At 73.8% G+C, this 13,584-nt stretch carries 12 protein-coding genes; 5 read left to right on the top strand and 7 right to left on the bottom strand.

The features are described 5' to 3' along the window. Nucleotides 1-35 precede the first annotated feature (35 nt). Nucleotides 36-1,178 (top strand): glycosyltransferase 87 family protein, encoded by a 1,143-nt coding sequence (locus ACZ41I_RS28685; protein ID WP_468515437.1) that lies wholly within the window; start codon nucleotides 36-38, stop codon nucleotides 1,176-1,178. Here ACZ41I_RS28685 and ACZ41I_RS28680 read toward each other — a convergent pair. After that, nucleotides 1,127-2,779 carry a DNA repair helicase XPB gene (locus ACZ41I_RS28680; RefSeq protein WP_468515436.1) on the bottom strand — a complete coding sequence of 551 codons (1,653 nt, stop codon included), beginning with the start codon at nucleotides 2,777-2,779 and terminating at the stop codon, nucleotides 1,127-1,129. The genes ACZ41I_RS28685 and ACZ41I_RS28680 overlap by 52 nt on opposite strands. A 62-nt stretch (nucleotides 2,780-2,841) precedes the next feature. Next, nucleotides 2,842-5,604, bottom strand: a complete 2,763-nt coding sequence (locus tag ACZ41I_RS28675) for a helicase-associated domain-containing protein (protein WP_468515435.1) — start codon at nucleotides 5,602-5,604, stop codon at nucleotides 2,842-2,844. Between the two features lie 125 nt (nucleotides 5,605-5,729). On the opposite strand from ACZ41I_RS28675, the gene ACZ41I_RS28670 reads away from it, so the two are divergent. Together ACZ41I_RS28670 and ACZ41I_RS28665 are read left to right on the top strand one after the other, a co-directional pair. Next, complete coding sequence (locus ACZ41I_RS28670) at nucleotides 5,730-6,806, top strand: hypothetical protein (RefSeq protein ID WP_468515434.1); 1,077 nt, start codon at nucleotides 5,730-5,732, stop codon at nucleotides 6,804-6,806. Nucleotides 6,807-6,969: 163 nt separating this feature from the next. Continuing rightward, nucleotides 6,970-7,605 (top strand): HAD family hydrolase, encoded by a 636-nt coding sequence (locus tag ACZ41I_RS28665; RefSeq protein WP_363213772.1) that lies wholly within the window; start codon nucleotides 6,970-6,972, stop codon nucleotides 7,603-7,605. Here the strand turns inward: ACZ41I_RS28665 and ACZ41I_RS28660 are convergent. Then, nucleotides 7,563-7,832: a hypothetical protein gene (locus tag ACZ41I_RS28660; RefSeq protein WP_363213773.1), complete on the bottom strand. Its 270-nt coding sequence runs from the start codon at nucleotides 7,830-7,832 to the stop codon at nucleotides 7,563-7,565. The two genes, ACZ41I_RS28665 and ACZ41I_RS28660, sit on opposite strands and share 43 nt — an antisense overlap. Nucleotides 7,833-8,003: 171 nt before the next feature. Between ACZ41I_RS28660 and ACZ41I_RS28655 the strand changes: the two genes are divergently transcribed. Next, nucleotides 8,004-8,387 (top strand): cold-shock protein, encoded by a 384-nt coding sequence (locus tag ACZ41I_RS28655; RefSeq protein WP_055708594.1) that lies wholly within the window; start codon nucleotides 8,004-8,006, stop codon nucleotides 8,385-8,387. A 119-nt stretch (nucleotides 8,388-8,506) separates the two neighbouring features. Here the strand turns inward: ACZ41I_RS28655 and ACZ41I_RS28650 are convergent, their stop codons facing one another. The 4 genes from ACZ41I_RS28650 to ACZ41I_RS28635 form a co-directional block, all read right to left on the bottom strand. Beyond that, nucleotides 8,507-9,367 carry a 1,4-dihydroxy-6-naphthoate synthase gene (locus tag ACZ41I_RS28650; protein ID WP_468515433.1) on the bottom strand — a complete coding sequence of 287 codons (861 nt, stop codon included), beginning with the start codon at nucleotides 9,365-9,367 and terminating at the stop codon, nucleotides 8,507-8,509. Continuing rightward, nucleotides 9,348-10,103 carry a futalosine hydrolase gene (locus tag ACZ41I_RS28645; protein ID WP_468515432.1) on the bottom strand — a complete coding sequence of 252 codons (756 nt, stop codon included), beginning with the start codon at nucleotides 10,101-10,103 and terminating at the stop codon, nucleotides 9,348-9,350. The genes ACZ41I_RS28650 and ACZ41I_RS28645 overlap by 20 nt, the downstream gene beginning before the upstream one ends. Beyond that, nucleotides 10,076-10,573, bottom strand: coding sequence for a DUF2771 domain-containing protein (locus ACZ41I_RS28640; RefSeq protein ID WP_363213776.1), 498 nt, complete (start codon nucleotides 10,571-10,573; stop codon nucleotides 10,076-10,078). The genes ACZ41I_RS28645 and ACZ41I_RS28640 overlap by 28 nt, the downstream gene beginning before the upstream one ends. A gap of 129 nt (nucleotides 10,574-10,702) precedes the next feature. After that, a complete protein-coding gene (locus tag ACZ41I_RS28635) occupies nucleotides 10,703-12,109 on the bottom strand; it encodes an MFS transporter (RefSeq protein ID WP_363213777.1) in 1,407 nt (468 codons plus the stop codon). A gap of 330 nt (nucleotides 12,110-12,439) precedes the next feature. Here ACZ41I_RS28635 and ACZ41I_RS28630 point away from each other — a divergent pair, with 330 nt between their 5' ends. After that, nucleotides 12,440-13,366 (top strand): DUF3027 domain-containing protein, encoded by a 927-nt coding sequence (locus ACZ41I_RS28630; RefSeq protein ID WP_363213778.1) that lies wholly within the window; start codon nucleotides 12,440-12,442, stop codon nucleotides 13,364-13,366. The last annotated feature ends 218 nt before the right edge of the window (nucleotides 13,367-13,584 follow it).

Raw genomic sequence — 13,584 nt, 5'->3', positions numbered from 1 at the left:
TCGCGTCCGTGCTCCCACGGACGGTGCGGAAACGGATGCCGACGCTTGTGCCGGCCGTCTTCCTGTCCGTCTCCCTGACCCTCTTCGTCGCCCTGTGCGTCCTGCAGCACGCACCCATGGCCGACCTCCTCGTCTACCGGGCCGAGGGCGCGGCCGTGGTCCACGGCACCGATCTGTACGGCTTCACCGCCACCCGGTGGCGGCTCCCCGCGACCTACCCGCCCTTCGCGGCACTCCTCTTCGTCCCGGCCACCTGGCTTCCCGTGCCGGCCCTGAAGGCGGCCTTCGTCGCGGGCAACGCGCTCCTGCTCGCGGCCCTGGTGGTCCTCTCGGCCCGGCTGGCCGGCCGACAGGTCTCCGCATCCCTGCTCTGCACGGCCACCGCCCTGTCCCTGTGGCTCGAACCGGTCTTCCAGACGGTCCTGTTCGGGCAGATCAACCTGACCGTCACCGGCCTGGTCCTGTGGGACCTCGCCCGGCCCGCGGGCGCCCGGGGCAAGGGCGTGGCCGTCGGCGTCGCGACCGGCATCAAGCTCACGCCGGCCGTCTTCGTGCTGTACCTGTTCCTGAGAGGCCACCGAAAGGAGGCGTGGACGGCGGTCGCGTCCTGCACCGGCACGGTCCTGTGCGGCGCCGCACTGCTCCCGGCGGCGAGCGCCGGCTTCTGGACCCGGCGGCTGTACGAGACGGACCGGGTCGGCAAGGCGTGGCTCGTGGACAACCAGTCCCTGCAGGGCCTGATCGCGAGAGCGCTCGGCACCGCGGCACCGGGCCTGGCCTGGGTGCTGCCCGCGGTGGCGGTGGGGGCGGCGGGCCTGTGCCTGGCGGCACGCGCCGGCGAGGAACGGCACGGCGTCCTGCTCGCCGCGGTCACGGCCCTGCTGATCTCACCGATCAGCTGGTCCCACCACTGGGTGTGGTGCGTCCCGCTCCTCGCGGTCCTGCTCGCCGAGGGCCGCATCCGGCTCGCGGCGGCCACCGCCACGGTCTTCACGGCCCGCACCCTCTGGCTGGTCCCCCACGAGGGCGACCGCGACCTGCACCTGCCCTGGTGGCAGCAGCCACTGGCCTCGCCGTACCCACTGCTGGGGCTGGCGCTGATCGCGGCGGCGGCGCTGCGGGCGGCTCAGCCGGCGCTGTCCTCGGACAGGATCTCGTCCGCGTCCACGATCCGGTAGGCGTAGCCCTGCTCGGCCAGGAAACGCTGGCGGTGGGCGGCGAAGTCCTGGTCGATGGTGTCCCGGGCGACGACCGAGTAGAAGTGCGCCTGGTGGCCGTCGGCCTTCGGGCGCAGGACCCGGCCGAGCCGCTGGGCCTCCTCCTGGCGGGAGCCGAAGGTGCCGGACACCTGGATGGCGACGGTGGCCTCGGGCAGGTCGATGGAGAAGTTGGCGACCTTCGACACGACCAGCACGCTGATCTCGCCCTCGCGGAAGGCGTCGAAGAGCTTCTCGCGCTGGGCGTTGGAGGTCTCGCCCTTGATGACGGGCGCGTTCAAGTGCTCGCCCAGTTCGTCCAGCTGGTCGATGTACTGGCCGATGACGAGGATCTGCCGGCCGGCGAACCGGCGGACGATCGCCTCCGTCACCTTCCGCTTGGTGTCGGTGGTGGCACAGAAGCGGTACTTCTCCTCCGTCTCGGCGGTCGCATAGGCCAGCCGCTCGGAGTCCGTCAGGTTCACCCGCACCTCGACGCAGTCGGCCGGCGCGATGTACCCCTGCGCCTCGATCTCCTTCCAGGGGGCGTCGAACCGCTTCGGCCCGATGAGAGAGAACACGTCCGACTCGCGGCCGTCCTCGCGCACGAGGGTGGCCGTCAGACCCAGCCGCCGCCGTGCCTGGAGATCGGCGGTGAACTTGAAGACAGGAGCCGGCAGCAGATGCACCTCGTCGTAGACGATCAGCCCCCAGTCCCGGGAGTCGAACAGCTCCAGGTGCGGATAGACACCCTTCCGCTTGGTCGTCAGCACCTGGTAGGTCGCGATGGTGACCGGCCGGATCTCCTTGCGTGTCCCGCTGTACTCACCGATCTCGTCCTCGGTCAGCGAGGTCCGCTTCACCAGCTCGTGCTTCCACTGCCGGGCGGAGACGGTGTTCGTGACGAGGATGAGCGTGGTCGACTTGGCCTGCGCCATGGACCCGGCCCCGACCAGTGTCTTCCCGGCGCCGCAGGGCAGCACCACGACCCCGCTGCCACCGTGCCAGAAGTTCTCCACGGCCTGCCGCTGGTACGGCCGCAGGGCCCAGCCGTCCTCCAGCAGCTCGATCGGATGCGCCTCGCCGTCGACGTACCCGGCGAGGTCCTCGGCCGGCCAGCCCAGCTTGAGCAGCATCTGCTTGATCTGCCCGCGCTCGGAGGGGTGCACCACGACCGTGTCCGGGTCGATCCGCGCCCCGACCAGCGGGGTGATCCGCTTGGACTTCAGCACCTCCTCCAGCACCGGCCGGTCGGTGGTGGTCAGCACCAGCCCGTGCGCGGGGTGCTTGCTGAGCGTGAGCCGCCCGTAGCGGTCCATCGTCTCCGCGATGTCCACGAGCAGCGCGTGCGGCACCGGATACCGGCTGTACTGCACCAGCGCGTCCACGACCTGCTCGGCGTCATGCCCGGCGGCCCGTGCGTTCCACAGCCCGAGCGGCGTGACCCGGTAGGTGTGGATGTGCTCGGGCGCCCGCTCCAGCTCGGCGAACGGCGCGATGGCCCGACGGCAGTCGTCGGCCCGCTCGTGGTCGACTTCCAGGAGCAGGGTCTTGTCGGACTGGACGATCAGTGGACCATTCACGCTCGGTACACCCTTTCCCTACGGCCAAACGTCCAGTGTGCCCTATGGGCCGATGATCAGGGTCAGTCCTCCGCCAGCTCCGCCACCCCCGTGATCCGGTGCAGCGGATAGGTGCGCACCTCGTCCGCCGTGTGGTCGTACGCCGTGACGAAGCCGCCCTCGACGCGGACCGGGGCGATGACGCGCTGGCTTGCGGTGCCCTCGGCGTTGACGTAGCCGATCCACAGGGAGGCGCCCGTCAGGACGGCGGCCTGCATGGTGGCGAGGGTCTCGGCGGATGACGTACGGGGCAGCTCACCGCCCGCCAGGGGGGTCGCCGCTCCGGTGGGCTTGCGTGGGGTGGTGGCAGCCAGGTCGCCCGCCCGGATCGCGCGGATCGCCGCCGCGAGGAGTGTGGTGTCGGGCGCCGGCGGACCGTCCGGGACCGGCTCGGGGGCGGTGCGCGGCGGGGTGCGGTGGGCGTGGGCACGGGCGATCAGGACGTCACCCTCGGCGGACTCGGCGGCCGGTGCGTAGCCCATCGCGCGCAGGCCCTCCAGCAGCGTCGCCGGATCGGACTGGGCGGCCAGCACGGTCGGGGCGAGGCGGCGCAGCCGCAGGGCCGCGGCGCGCCGGTCGGCCAGGATCTCGTTCAGCAGGGTGTCGTCGTCGCAGCGTACGTACGCGGAGGCCGCGCCGACCCGCAGGTGGCCGTGTTTGCGGGCCACGTCGTCGATCAGATAGGCGAGCGGCTGCGGGACCGGGGTGCGGGAGTGCTCGGCGAGGAAGGCGTGCAGATCGGCGGCGGTACGGCCGGCGTCCAGGGCACGCCGTACCGAGGCCGGCGTGAACCGGTACACGGTCGCCCCGCCCTTGGACTCCACGTCCGCGAGCACGCCCAGCAGGTCGGCGAGCGGACGCCGCAGCGGCCCGGGCGCCACTGCCGTCAGGTCGGCCTGGAGCAGCACGTGGTCCAGCGGTTCGGGCAGGAGCGGTGCCAGGAGGCGGGCCGCAGCGGCCGTCGCCACGGCCTGCTCGGCGGGGGAGAGCGGGGCGGGGGCTGCCGTCGGCCGGTGGTGATGGTGGACGGGCAGCTTGTCACCGGGTCCGGTGGACCCGGTCGGCGTGGCCGGGCGGGCGGAGGTGCGGGTACCGGCGGACGCGCGGGCGGCCGTGGCGGCGGAGGAGCCGGGGACGTCGGACGATTCGGCGGTGGTGGAGCCGGGGACGTCGGACGATACGGCGGCTCCGGAGGCCGGACCGGAGGCCGCGGGGCCTCCCGCGCCGGAGGTCGGACGGGAGCTCGCAGCGCCGGCCCGGCCCGGGGCGGACGACGCCCCACGCGGGCCTGTCGTCGCCGGGGTGCCCAGCAGAGCACGGCCGTGTGCCGACAGGGCGCCCCGCCCGGTGATGCCCAGCAGTTCGGCCTCGGACAGGGTCCAGCGGGCCAGCCGGGAGCGCAGGTCCTCCTCGCCGTCCGGCCGCTGGGGACCGCGCAGCGGCCGTTCCCAGCGCAGCCGGGCCAGCACCGACTCGGGGTCCGGGGCCGCGCCCGTCGGCAGACCGGCCAGCAGTGTCAGCACCCGGTGCCGTACCTCGGGCGCGGCCGAGCGGTCCAGCCCCGGCCCGAGCGCGGCGAGCGTGCGGTCCTTCGCGTCCCGGCCGCCGACCAGCCCCGGCGTCCTGGTGGCCGCCAGCCAGACCTCGGCGAGACGGGCCCAGCGCTCGGCGGCGGGCCGCTCCAGCCACTCGTCGTAGGCGGGCGTGGCGGCGTACCGCTCGTCGGCCTCGCCGTCGGAGGCGACCAGACCCGCCGCGTACGCCAGCTCCACCCAGAACGCGGCGACCGGCTCGGACACGTCCAGGGCGACGGCGGTCCGCTTCAGGTCACGGACGCTCAGCCCGCCGGCCCGCAGCACGGCCGGGCCGCCCTCGTCCCAGTCCTTCAGCAGCTCCTCGACGGTGGCGAGAGCGGTGTACGCCTGCCCGGCCGCCGTCGCGTCCACCACCTGCGGACCGTGGGTCGCGGCCGGCTCCACGGCGGGCGGCAGCGGCTCCGGCGTACGGTGGGCGCGGCCCTCCCGCAGATGCAGGGCCACCTCGCGGGGCAGTACGACCGTGCCGGGCACGGACGGCAGCAGCAGCCCGCGGTCGAGCAGCCAGCGCAGATGCGCGGCCGGATCCGGGGTGACCTGACCGTACGGCGGCCCCCACACCAGTCGTGACAGCACCTCGCGGGCCGCCTCCGGGGCGCCGGCGAGCAGCTCGGCCATCTTCTTCCGGTCGGCGAACAGCGCGGTGAGCGCGGCCACGGCGGACACCGAGTCGTGCGTCGAGGGCAGCCCGGCCGCCGTCACGATCTCCTGGATCCGGCCCGGCGACATGCCCGAGGCGGCCTCCTGCACGGTGGGCCCGAGCCCGGTCGGGGAGGGGTGCTGCGGGGAGGGCGCGAGCAGCTCGCGGGCGGTCCGCACCAGCCGCAGCCGTTCGTCGTCGCCCCACACCAGCGCCTGTTCGCGCAGGGTGGCGAGGGCGTGCGGCAGCGCGGCGGCGATCGTGTCGTCCCCGCCGTACCCCGCCATCAGCCCCAGCAGCGTGTCGTACGACGCCGGGTCCGGGGCCACGGCCAGCGCCTCCGCCGTCTGCAGCGCGAACCGGTCCAGCCGCTCCAGCGCGCGCAGCACCGAGGCGCGGGTACCGGCGCGGGTGGCCAGCTGCGTGAGGTCCGTCGGGACGGGCGTGATGAGGTCGGGGCGGCTGCGCAGCAGCGCGGCCAGGGACACGTCGTCCCGCGCGCGGAGCGCCTCCGCGAGGGACCGAGGGGCTGGGTGGGCCGCTTGGCTCATCTGACCCACGGTAGCGGTTGCCGTCGTCGAGGGGGCCGCCCCGGCCCCGTTGGGCGGGCTCCGCGCAGCGACTCTGCGCTACCGTCCTCACGGGGTCTCATCGCCGTCACCCCGGAGGGGTTCCGTTGGGGATCGAGAGCGACCAGGTCGTCTACGAGTACCTGAGCCGTGTCGGAGACATTGCTCAGCAGCGGCAGCTGCCGTCGTCCACGCGGATGCGGCTCGTGTCGGAACTGCGCAACGAGATCGACCGGCACCGGGCCGGCGCGACCGTCGACAGCCCCGCCGCGGTGCGCCGCATCCTGGACCGCCTGGGCACCCCGGACGAGGTCGTCGAGGCGGTGGGCGGCACGGCCGGTGCATCCGGTGGATCGAGCGCATCCGGTGGATTCGGTGCCGGGCGGGGCGCGCAGCCGCCCGCGGCCGTGCCCGTACAGCCGGCGCCGGGCGCGCGGAAGCCGGAGCCGGCGGACCGGGAACGGCGCAGGGGCCTGCGCCGGGTCGTCCCCCGGCCGCGCCCGGCCGAAACCGAGCCCTCCGCCCCGCGCGACGCGCCGTCACCTCCGCACCTCGCCCCCGCGCACGAACTGGGGGACGGCGCCGTACGGCCCGACTGGTGGCGGGTGGGCGGCACTCCCTTCGGCGGCCCCGGCGGCGTCGGCGGGCCGGCCGCCGAGACCGACCCGGTGCCGGGGTTCGTCGGCGGCGTGGAGATCCCGGAGCTGCTCGAACGGCCACCGAAACCGACGGAGGGTACGGCGGCATCGGCGGCCCCGGACACCGGGGCGCCGGCACCGGAGGCCACGGAGGCCACGGAGGCCGAGCCCGGCCCGCGCCGCCGCCTGCTCCCGCGCCCTGCGGCCGGCTGGACCAACCCCCTCCTGCTGCTGGCCGCCGCCGCGCTGGCCGCCGGAGCGGTGCTCGGGAACTGGTTCGCCCTGATCCTGGGCTGGGCGATCGCCTACGGCTCCCGGCGGCTGACCCCCGCGGAGACCAAGTGGGCCGTGATGGTGCTGCCGGGCGCGGCGGTCGCGGCCGGGCTGGTGTGGCTGTGGGGGAGGGACAACGGGCGCTGGGGCGAGCCGATCGCGCGGGGCCACATGAACGAGGCGATCGCCGGGACGTGGCCGTGGGTGGTGCGAGGTGCTGCGGTGGCGTCGGCGCTGTACCTGGTCTGGCGCTCCCAACGCACCCGGCGCTGAGGCCTGCGTGCCCGCAAGGGGCGCGGGGCCGTGTGCGACACGCGGCTCCGCCGCGGGGGCCGCGAGCAGCCACGATGCATCTGCACTCGGCAGATCACCCGGCCTCGGGACGCTGACCCGCTCGGCCGAAATGCCGGAGGCGCCCGCTGACACAATGCCCCATATGACTTTCACCGTCGGCTTCGACCTCGACATGACCCTCATCGACTCCCGGCCGGGCATCCGCGCGTGCTACCTGGCGCTGGCGGAGCGGACCGGGACGTACATCGACGCCGATCTGGCGGTGACCCGGCTCGGCCCGCCGCTCGTGGAGGAGCTGGTCAACTGGTTCCCCGAGGAGCAGATCAGCGCCATGGCCGACCTGTACCGGGAGATGTACCCGTCGATCGCCATCGCCGCCACACCCGCCCTGGACGGTGCCCGGGAGGCGATGGCCGCGGTCCGGGCGGCCGGTGGCCGGACGCTCGTGGTCACGGCGAAGTACGAGCCCAACGCCAAGCTGCACCTGTCCCACCTCGGCATCGAGCCGGACGTGGTCGTGGGCGACCTGTGGGCGGAGCAGAAGGCGGAGGCGCTGCGCGCGTACGGCGCGGGCGTGTACGTCGGCGACCATGTCGGAGACGTGCGCGGGGCCCGTACGGCGGGAGCGGTGGCGGTCGGCGTGGCGACCGGGCCCTGCTCCGCCGACGAGTTGCTCGCCGCCGGGGCGGATGTCGTCCTCGACGACCTGTCGGTCTTCCCCCCGTGGCTGACCGGCTACCGCAGCGCGGTCGAGGAGGAAGAAGCGCCGCGCGCCTGACGCCGGGCGGCGGCGACCGACCGCAGGACGCCCGCGCCGGCGACGAGGAAACCGACCGCCATGAGCATGCTCAGACCGAACATGTAGGTCGGGAAAGGCTTTGCGCCGAGGAACAGCGGCGCCACCGTGACCAGAGTGGCCGCGGCGCCGATGAAGAAGACGATCGCCCCGGCGCGGATCAGCCCGTCACCGGGCGCGGCGGAATTCGTTTGGGTTTTGTCACGCACCGGACCAGGGTAGTTCCCAGCGCGAGAGAACAACCGGGGGACGTCTTGTCACCCGCCCCGAGACCATTAGCCTTGGTAGCGGCGGGTCATGGTCGACCCGCTCTACTGCTATCAAGAGCACTTTCGAAGCAGTGGCAGTTTTCCCAACGAGTACGAGGACGAGGACAGACGGTGCCGACCGGGCGTGTCAAATGGTTCAACAGCGAGAAGGGCTTCGGCTTTCTCTCCCGCGACGACGGCGGTGACGTCTTCGTCCATTCCTCGGTTCTCCCCGCCGGAGTCGATGCACTCAAGCCGGGACAGCGCGTGGAGTTCGGCGTCGTCGCCGGTCAGCGCGGTGACCAGGCGCTGTCGGTGACCGTGCTGGAGCCGACGCCGTCGGTCGCCGCCGCCCAGCGCAAGAAGCCGGACGAGCTGGCCTCGATCGTGCAGGATTTGACGACCCTCCTCGAAAACATCACGCCGATGCTGGAGAAGGGCCGCTATCCGGACAAGGCCTCCGGCAAGAAGATCGCCGGCCTTCTGCGGGCGGTCGCCGACCAGCTGGACGTCTGAGCCGGCGCCGGGGAAAACCCGTCGTACGGGAACGCAACCGCATCGCGGCCGAGGGGCGGCACCAGCCCCTCGGCCGCCGCGCGTGTGGGCAGGCCGCGCATCGCCGCGGCGCTCTTGGGTCAGGGGAAGGTCAGCGCCCGGGGTCCGAGCGCGGGCACCAGCCCCTCGGCCGCCGCGCGGGTGAGCAGCCCGCGGACCGCCGCGTAGCCGTCCTCGCCGAGGTCGGCGGTGAACTCGTTCACGTACAGGCCGATGTGCTGGTCCGCCACGGCCGGGTCCATCTCCTGGGCGTGGGCCATGACGTACGGCCGGGACGCCTCGGGGTCGTCCCAGGCGGCCCGGACCGAGGCGCGGATGGAGTCGGCGAGCCGCGTGAGGGTGCCGGCGCCCAGGGAGCGCCTGGCGATGATCGCACCGAGCGGGATCGGCAGCCCGGTGGTCCGCTCCCAGTGCTCGCCCATGTCGGCGAGCTTGTGCAGCCCGTAGGTCTGGTACGTGAAACGGGCTTCGTGGATCACCAGTCCCGCGTCCACCTTGCCGTCCCGCACCGCCGGCATGATCTCGTGGAACGGCATGACGACGATCTCGCCGACCCTGCCGTCGGGCAGCGTGTCCGCCGCCCACAGGCGGAAGAGGAGATAGGCGGTCGACTTCTCGCTCGGGACCGCGATCGTACGGCCAGCCAGATCGACGTCCGGCTCCCGCGTGAGCACCAGCGGCCCGCAGCCCCGCCCCAGCGCACCGCCGCAGGGCAGCAGCGCATAGGCGCCGAGGACGTACGGCAGGACGGCGTACGACACCTTGAGTACGTCGAACTCGCCGCGCTCGGCCATGCCGTTGGTGAGGTCGATGTCGGCGAAGGTCACGTCCAGCGCGGGGGCGCCGGGGACGCGGCCGTGGGCGAGGGCGTCGAAGACGAAGGTGTCGTTGGGGCAGGGCGAGTACGCGATCTGCAGCGGCTCACCGGTCGAGTGCGTCATGTGGGTTCCAACTCTCCAATGCGGGTGCGCACTTCCCGAAACCCTCGGTGAGGGCGGTGAGCGCGTCGCCGATGCGCCAGGCGGCGCGGTCGCGCGGGCCGACCGGGTTGGAGACCGCGCGCAGTTCCAGCACCGGCACCCCGTGCGCGGCGGCCGCCTCCGCCACCCCGAACCCCTCCATGCCCTCGGCGAGCGCGCCGGGGTGCCGGGCGCGCAGGGCGGCGGCGCGGGCGGCGGTGCCGGAGACGGTGGAGACGGTGAGGATGGTGCCGGTCGGGGCGCCGGTCGCCTCGGACACGGCACGTACGGCGGAGTGCGGCGGGCGGTGGGTGACGGTCCCGAAGCCCAGCTCGGTGACCGGAAGGAAGCCGTCGGCGGTCTCGGCACCCAGGTCGGCCGCGGTGATCGCGTCGGCGACGACGAGCGACCCGACGGGCGCCCCGGGCGGGAAGCCGCCGCCGATCCCGGCCGAGACGACCAGGTCGTACGGGGTGCCCGCGAGGGCGGCGGCGGTCAGGGCGCCGGCGGTGGACGCGGCGGCGAGGGCCGGACCGACCCCGGCGGCGAGCAGGTCCCAGCCGGCGGCGGTACGGCACAGCAGCGCGCCGGGGAGCCGTACCTCGGTCATGGCCCCGGGAAACGCCTGTGCCACCGCGTCCCGCTCGACCGGGACCGCGGTGGCCACGAGGACCCGTACGGAAGCCGTGATCAGGCCTTCTTCAGCTTGAACGACCACATGCCCACGTTGGACTTCTCGCCCATCCGGATCGTGACCGTGTTGGTGTCGCCCTGGGTGCCGTACTGCTGGTTGAAGAACGCGCTGCCCGGGATGGTGCGGTAGGTCTTCTTGCTGACGTCGGTGAACTGCTGGCCGTTGACCAGAATGACCCAGCCTGCGTCCGCGATCTTCGGGTCGACGCCGAAGCGGACCGTCTCGTCCTGGTCGACCTTGATCGACTCGGCCTTCTCGACGTTCTTGACGCACTGCGCCAGCGACTTGGCGTCCAGCGCCTTGCCGTCGTTGTAGCAGGTGGCCTCGGAGTTGACCGAGTCCTTGCCGACGGTGACCGTCGAGACGGGCGACGGCTTGTCGCAGGCCGACAGGGCGAGCAGTCCGGCGGATACCGCGCCGGCAACGGCGACGGCGCGGCGGCGTCGCACAGCGCGTTGAACATCAGCGGCTTCGCCGCGGGGCAGCGTGGTCATGTCCGAAGGCTATCGGGCGCCCCAAGCCCTCCGCCCACGCGGGGTGCGGCGTGCCCGGTTCGTTACGCCAGCCGGTGCTGCGGGCCCCAGATCGTGTCCGGTTCGTTATACCGCGGACGTCGGGGGAGGTCAGACCACACGGGGGCGGGAGCGGCCGCCGTGCCGGGCCGAGGCGAGCAGCCCCTTCAGCGTGGTCAGCCAGCCGACGGCGACGAACGCCGCGCCGATCAGCAGGCCGACGGTCCCGTTGAGCGGCAGCACGATACCGACGGCGCCGCCGAACACCCACGCCACCTGCAGCAGCGTCTCCGAGCGGGCGAACGCCGAGGTGCGCACCAGCTCCGGCACATCCCGCTGGATCAGCGCGTCCAGGGCCAGCTTGCCCAGCGCCTGGGCGAACCCTGCGACGGCGGCGAGGCAGGCCACCAGGAACGCCCCGAAGAACAGGCCGGAGACGATCGCCGTGCCCAGCACCACCGCGACGACGGTCACGATGATGATCTCCGGGGCGCGTGAGCGCAGCCAGGCCCCGACGGCCGTGCCCAGCGCGTTGCCCGCACCGGCGGCCACCCCGACTATCCCCAGCGAGACCGCCGCGCTCTCGCCGGTCAGCGGGTGCTCGCGCAGCAGGAAGGCGAGGAAGAAGATCAGGAAGCCGGACAGACAGCGCAGGGCGGCGTTGGCGCCGAGCGCGTGCGTGACGGCCGGGCCCACGGTCCGCAGCCCCGGCCGTTTCACCTGCTCCTTCCTGCGCTGCGGCCCGTGCAGATGCTGCTCGTCGGCGGCGAGCAGGGCCACGTCCTCGCCCTTGGCCGAGTCCACCGTGGGCGGCAGCGAGAACGACAGGAACGTTCCCCCGACGAAGATCACGAAGGCTCCGTAGAGCGGCCAGGGGTCCCCGGCCCTGTGCAGCCCGGCTGCGACCGGCGCGGCGACACCGGTGGCCAGCAGCCCGGCGAGGGTGACCCGCGAATTGGCCTTCACCAGCGAGAACCGGGGCGGCAGCAGCCGCGGTACGACCGCGCTGCGCACCACCCCGTACGCCTTCGACGCGACCAGCACGCCCAGCGCCGCGGGATACAGCTCCAGGCTGCCGCTGGCCACCGCCCCCGAGATGACCAGCGCGAGCAGTGCACGGGCCAGCATGGCCCCGGCCATCGCGGCGCGCCGCCCGTGCGGCAGCCGGTCGAGCAGGGGCCCGATGACCGGGGCGAGGACGGTGAAGGGCGCCATCGTGATGGCGAGGTACAGCGCGACCCGCCCCCGCGCCTCGTCGGTCGGCACGGAGAAGAACACGGTGGAGGCGAGCGCCACGGTGACCATGACATCGCCGGCGCCGTTCACCGCGTGCAGCTCGATCAGCTTGCCCAGCCCCGACTCGCCCGCGCCGTGCGCGTGCGTGGCCTTGCGGATGCCCCGCGCGGCACCGGTGACCGGGAAGTGCAGGGCACGCCCGACAGAGCGGACGGCGCCACCGACCCGGCTCGCGCCGCCACCCCGAACACCACGCCTGTCCGCGGTCGCCACGTGCTTCATAGTGCCCCGAGAAGGCGGCGGATAGTGCGGTACGGCGCGCACGGCGGCCAACCCGGCCGTTGATCCGGCGACTTCCGGGCACGACGGTACGGGCCGAGCGGCCGCGGCGGCCGCGGCGGCCGGGGTGGCCGGGTGGAAAACCTGCCGCGTGGCGGCGACCAATCCTGTTCGGTGTAGCGTGCGTATCTCAGCCATAACGCAGAATGGATGGCAGAGGTGCGCCCGAGCGCGCGGATGCAGACGTCGATGCGGTCCCCCGGTCCGCTCCGTCGGCAGGCCCGCCGGAGGCAGCCGCACTCGACGAGACGGCGTAGGAGAGAAGCGATACCTGTGAGCGCAGCGACCACGCGAAGCCGCACCCCCGACCGCTTGTGCGCCGAGGCCGTCGACCTCGCCCGCGGCGCCGCCGAGGAGGCCGCCGCGCCCGGCGTGGTCGGCGAGCACGCCGGACTGGTGTCCGAGGGCGACCGCGTGGTCACGCACTTCTTCGAGTGCAAGGAGCTGGGGTACCGCGGCTGGCGCTGGGCCGTGACCGTGGCCCGGGCCTCCCGCGCCAAGATCGTCACCCTCGACGAGGTGGTCCTCCTCCCCGGCCCCGACGCCCTGCTCGCCCCCGAGTGGGTCCCGTGGAGCGAGCGCCTGCGCCCCGGCGACCTCGGCCCCGGCGACCTGCTCCCCACCGACCAGGACGACCTGCGCCTGGAGCCGGGTTACACGGGCGAGGACGAGCCGCTGCCGAGCGCCGCGGTGTCCGAGGAGATGGCGGAGCTGGCGGAGGCCGAGGACGCCGACGTCGCGCCGGGTGCCCCCGCCGTCCAGCCGACGACGCCCTCCCGGGGCTCGATCGCCGCGGTGGCCGAGGAACTGGGCATGCGCCGCGCCCGAGTCCTCTCGCGCTACGGCCTGCACGTCGCCGCCGACCGCTGGGAGGAGTCGTACGGCCCGAAGACCGCGATGGCCCAGGCGGCCCCGGCCACCTGTATGAGCTGCGGCTTCCTGACCCCCATCGGCGGCTCCCTCGGCCAGGCCTTCGGCGTCTGCGCCAACGAGTTCTCCCCGGCGGACGGCCGCGTGGTCTCCCTCGCCTACGGCTGCGGCGGCCACTCGGAGGCCGCGGTCATGCCGAAGCCCCCGCAGCCGGCTCCGCCGGTCATCGACGAGACGCGGGTCGACCCCTTCCCCCTGCGCCCCGCCCGCGACTCGGGTTCGGTCCCGGAGACGGGCGACGAGGAAACGGCGGAACTGGGTCACTCGTAGGTGCCGTCTCCCCGCCGCCCGGACGTGCTCAGCCACGCCGTTCCCGCTGGCCGGCTGCGTTCGCAGCGGATCCGCCGATCGTCCCGCCAGGACGGGCCGGCTGGGTGAAAGGGGCTGCTCCATAGGGGGTGGGCCGCGCAGTCGTTGAGCCCCGCAGGGACACCGCTCCTTGATCATCGCCGCGTCGGCGCTCGGCCGGCACCGAGGCGAGGAGTGGT

The organism is Streptomyces sp. NPDC030799 (genome assembly GCF_055572255.1).
The sequence above is the reverse complement of the archived record's forward strand: the minus strand, read 5'-3'. Positions and strand labels throughout refer to the sequence as shown.

What these genes read in the sequence shown, in the direction of transcription:
- ACZ41I_RS28685 (WP_468515437.1), top strand. Translation starts at nt 36, where the DNA reads ATGCCGACGCTTGTGCCGGCCGTCTTCCTGTCCGTCTCCCTGACCCTC.
- ACZ41I_RS28675 (WP_468515435.1), bottom strand. Translation starts at nt 5,604, where the DNA reads ATGAGCCAAGCGGCCCACCCAGCCCCTCGGTCCCTCGCGGAGGCGCTC.
- ACZ41I_RS28665 (WP_363213772.1), top strand. Translation starts at nt 6,970, where the DNA reads ATGACTTTCACCGTCGGCTTCGACCTCGACATGACCCTCATCGACTCC.
- ACZ41I_RS28650 (WP_468515433.1), bottom strand. Translation starts at nt 9,367, where the DNA reads ATGACGCACTCGACCGGTGAGCCGCTGCAGATCGCGTACTCGCCCTGC.
- ACZ41I_RS28640 (WP_363213776.1), bottom strand. Translation starts at nt 10,573, where the DNA reads ATGACCACGCTGCCCCGCGGCGAAGCCGCTGATGTTCAACGCGCTGTG.
- ACZ41I_RS28635 (WP_363213777.1), bottom strand. Translation starts at nt 12,109, where the DNA reads ATGAAGCACGTGGCGACCGCGGACAGGCGTGGTGTTCGGGGTGGCGGC.